3 protein-coding genes and 1 pseudogene are annotated in these 3,871 nt (G+C 71.3%); 2 read left to right on the top strand and 2 right to left on the bottom strand.

The window, feature by feature from the left end:
* The first annotated feature begins 42 nt into the window (after window positions 1-42).
* On the top strand, window positions 43-1,398 hold the full coding sequence (locus D7W81_RS40260) for a sigma-54-dependent transcriptional regulator (RefSeq protein ID WP_120560616.1): 1,356 nt from the start codon (window positions 43-45) through the stop codon (window positions 1,396-1,398).
* A gap of 116 nt (window positions 1,399-1,514) precedes the next feature.
* Window positions 1,515-2,846: a sensor histidine kinase gene (locus tag D7W81_RS40255; RefSeq protein WP_244227771.1), complete on the top strand. Its 1,332-nt coding sequence runs from the start codon at window positions 1,515-1,517 to the stop codon at window positions 2,844-2,846.
* On the opposite strand, the gene D7W81_RS40250 is transcribed toward D7W81_RS40255, so the two are convergent.
* Both D7W81_RS40250 and D7W81_RS40245 read right to left on the bottom strand, forming a co-directional pair.
* Window positions 2,815-3,342, bottom strand: a complete 528-nt coding sequence (locus D7W81_RS40250) for a hypothetical protein (RefSeq protein WP_120560614.1) — start codon at window positions 3,340-3,342, stop codon at window positions 2,815-2,817. The genes D7W81_RS40255 and D7W81_RS40250 overlap by 32 nt on opposite strands.
* Before the next feature lie 143 nt (window positions 3,343-3,485).
* Window positions 3,486-3,871, bottom strand: a pseudogene (locus tag D7W81_RS40245) (hypothetical protein); the annotation flags it as partial.

Below are 3,871 nucleotides of genomic sequence, written 5' to 3'. Positions count from 1 at the left end.
AAGACGGCATACGAGTTCTGCGCATGTCTCGTGGGCTCGGAGATGTGTATAAGAGCCAGGCTGGAGGCGTTGCGGCTCCTGCTCAAGCGCGACGGCTACACGGTGGTGAGCGCGCAGTCCCCCGCGGGCGTGAAGGCCACGCTGGACGCGGAGGACGTGGACCTGGTGTTGATGGACCTGAACTACGCGCGCGACACCACCTCCGGACGGGAAGGCCTGGACCTCCTGGGCGAGCTGCGGGCGCGGGATGCGCTGCTGCCCGTGGTGGTGATGACGGCGTGGGGCAGCGTGGAGGGCGCGGTGGAGGCCATGCGCCTGGGCGCGCGCGACTACGTGCAGAAGCCCTGGGACAACACGCGCCTTCTGGCCACGCTGCGCACGCAGCTGGAGTGGTCCCGGGCGGTGCGGCGCAGCCGGCGGCTGGAGGAGGAGAACCAGCACCTGCGCCGCGAGCAGGGCGGCCGCTCACCGCTGGTGGGCGAGTCGCGGGCGATGCTGCCGGTGCGCAGGCTCATCGAGCGGGTGGCGCCGTCCGCGGCGCCGGTGCTGGTGACGGGCGAGCACGGCACGGGCAAGGAGGTGGTGGCGCGGCTGCTCCATGCGGCGAGCCCGCGCGCGGACCGGCCCTTCGTCGCGGTGAACTCCGGCGGCCTGTCCGAGGGTGTCTTCGAGAGCGAGCTCTTCGGTCACGTGAAGGGCGCCTTCACGGATGCGAAGGCGGACCGCATCGGCTGCTTCGAGCTGGCGGACGGCGGCACGCTCTTCCTGGATGAGATTGGGAACATGCCGCTCGCGCAGCAGGCGAAGCTGCTGCGGGTGCTCCAGACGGGGGAGCTGCATCCGGTGGGCTCGTCGCGGACGCGGCGCGTGGACGTGCGCGTGGTGAGCGCGACGAACGTGGACCTGGGCCGGGCGGTGGTGGAGGGACGCTTCCGCGAGGACCTGCTCTACCGGCTCAACACGGTGGAGGTGCAGCTGCCACCGTTGAGGGAGCGGCGCGAGGACATCCCGTTGCTCGCGGCGCACTTCCTGGCGGCGCAGGGCCAGCGCTACGGCCGTCCCGGCATCCACCTGGCGCCGGGAGCGATGGAGGCGCTCATCGCGTACCCCTGGCCGGGCAACGTGCGCGAGCTGGAGCACGCGGTGGAGCGCGCGCTGCTGATGGCGGTGGGGGACCGGGTGGAGGCGGAGGACCTGCTGCTCAAGCGGATGAGCCCTCCGGGCGGAGGGAGCACGCGCCTGGAGGAGATGACGCTGGAGGAGGTGGAGCGCTACCTCATCGAGCGAGCCCTCGGCCGGCACGACGGCAACGTGAGCGAAGCCGCGAAGGCGCTGGGGCTGTCGCGCAGCGCGCTCTACCGCAGGCTCCAGTACTACGGCATCAAGGGCGCACGGTGAGCCGCGGGCCCCCGGCGCCGCGAGACCCGAGCGTTCCGGCGCACGCGGAAGAACAGCAAGGACCGGTGCCCCACGATCCGCGCGTCACGGCGCACGAGAGGGAATGGAAGCCGCCCGTGCCCCACGACCTGCGCGTGATGTGGCTCGCGGTCCTCGCGGGACTGCCCGCGGTCCTCGTATCGCTCGCGCTGCTGTGGACGGGGGACTTCACCGCGAAGGTGCGTTGGACGCTGTCCGTCCTCGTGGTCAGCGTCCACGCCGGAGCCTGCCTGGCGCTGCGTGAGCGCGTCGTGCGGCCCCTGCACACCGTCGCGGGCCTGCTGGCCGCCCTGCGTGAAGGGGACTACTCCGTGCGCGGCCGGGGCGGACGCGCGGGCGACCCGCTGGGGGAGGTGCTGCTGGAGGTCAACGCCCTGGGCGACACCCTGCGCGAACAGCGCCTGGGCGCGATGGAAGCCGGCGCGCTGCTGGGCCAGGTGATGGAAGCCATCGACGTCGCGGTGCTCGCCTTCGACGCCACCGGCACCCTCAAGCTGGTGAACCGCGCGGGTGCCCGGCTCGTGGGCCTGCCGCGCGCGCAGCTCCTGGGCCAGGGCGCGGAAGCGCTGGGCTGGGGCGAGCTCCTGGAAGGCCCCGCCCCCCGCCGCCTCACGCGCGTCTTCGCGCAACAGGACGGCGGCCCCTACGAGCTGTGGCGAGGCACCTTCCGCGAGGGCGGCCAGCCCCACAAGCTGGTCGTGCTCACCGACCTGCGTCTGGCATTGCGAGAGGAAGAACGCGAAGCCTGGCGCCGGCTGGTCCGCGTGCTCAGCCACGAAATCAACAACTCGCTCACCCCCATCCAGTCCATCGCGGACGCGCTCCGGGACACCGTCGCCCAGGTGCCGCGCCCCGCGGACTGGGAGGAGGACACCCGTCACGGCCTGGGCATCATCGCCCGCCGCGCGGAAGCCCTGTCCCGCTTCATGTCCGCCCACGCGAGGCTCGCGCGCCTGCCTCCGCCCACCCTGGGGCCCGTCGAAGTGGAGCCCTGGGTGCGGCGCGTGGTGGCCCTGGAGCCGCGCCGCCCCGTCGCCGTACGCCCCGGCCCTGTCCTCACCGTGTCCGGTGATGGAGATCAGCTGGAGCAGGTGCTCATCAACCTGGTGCGCAACGCCGTGGACGCGGTCCTGTCGGACGGGGGCACGGGCGGTGTCTGGGTTTCCTGGGCGGTGCACACGCCCGGCGCCGTGGAGGTCTGGGTGGAGGACGAAGGCCCCGGCCTCGCCGACACCGCGAACCTCTTCGTGCCCTTCTTCACCACCAAGCCGCAAGGCAATGGCATTGGCCTGGCGCTCAGCCGGCAGATCGCCGAAGCGCACGGAGGCAGCCTGCGCCTGGAGAACCGCACCGGCGGCCGGGGCTGCCGCGCGAGGCTCAGGCTCCCGCTGGACGCTCCGCGCGCGTGAAGTCCTTCTTGGCGGACGCGGCCTCGGGCCCGGTGGGCCCGGTGGGCGCGGCGGGAACGGCTTCAGGCTCCGGCACGGGCGCGGCCAGCCGGTAGAGCAGCGCGGTCGCCGCCCAGAAGAACAGCACGTTCAAGCCCACGTGGATCCACCGCGCCGTGGACCACTGCTGGAGCGAGCGCGGCAGCGCCTCCAATGCGACGAAGCCGCCCATCCACTGCCCCAGCCAGCACAGCGCCGTCACCCACAGCAGACGCTGCCACGACGCCACCCGCGAGCGTCCGAAGGCATACCGGTACAGGGCCCACAACAGCCCTACGGTGCAGCCCCACAACGCCAGACGTGTCAGCGAAAGCCCCTGGTGCGAAGGGCTCGATGGGTTCAGCTCCAGCACCCCGAAGCTCGGCGCGAGGATGAGCACCTGCACCAGCAGCACCCGGCGCACCCGCTCCGTCAATCCCTTGAGGAGCTGCCCATACGTCCAGGTCAGCGCAATCATCGGGGCCCCCCTCGGGCACGAATGAGCGGTGCTGCATGAGAAGAACGGTTCGCCCTTTCTTTCTTGATTTATTTGGTTGAGCCGGACTCCGGGCTTCACCCCACGGAAGCAATCTCCGTGGGTTGGATTGACGCCTCCAAAGACTATTCAAAGATGGACAGCTCGGAGAGGCCGCGGAACTCAGCAGGTGGGCTGCTGTTGTCGTAGATAAGGGATTCCACGGAGAGCCGCACGAAACGCACGGGCTCCGTGGGGGTGAGGGGGACGTCCTGGAAGACCGGCTCCTGGATACCCAGGGGAAGCGGCCCGTCACCGTAGGGGGAGTCTCCGCCGGGCGGCTCGACGTAGTTACCGAACCGGAAGTCGAGCAGGTCGCGCTCCAGCCGGGTCAGGTCCCGCAGCGGGACGCGTGCCAGGGATTGCCACATTTCACCCTCCGCACTGCCCTCCAGGACGAGCCAGTCCTTGCCACCCGAACCCTGCAGGTAGCTCAGCCCACGCACCACCGCGCGGCGGGGGAGGGTGGGTT

Source organism: Corallococcus aberystwythensis, from assembly GCF_003612165.1.
Classification (GTDB): domain Bacteria; phylum Myxococcota; class Myxococcia; order Myxococcales; family Myxococcaceae; genus Corallococcus; species Corallococcus aberystwythensis.
The sequence above is the reverse complement of the archived record's forward strand: the minus strand, read 5'-3'. Positions and strand labels throughout refer to the sequence as shown.

Bases quoted from the DNA above. Each gene is read 5' to 3' on its own strand.
- D7W81_RS40260 (WP_120560616.1), top strand. From the start codon at position 43: ATGTGTATAAGAGCCAGGCTGGAGGCGTTGCGGCTCCTGCTCAAGCGC.
- D7W81_RS40250 (WP_120560614.1), bottom strand. From the start codon at position 3,342: ATGATTGCGCTGACCTGGACGTATGGGCAGCTCCTCAAGGGATTGACG.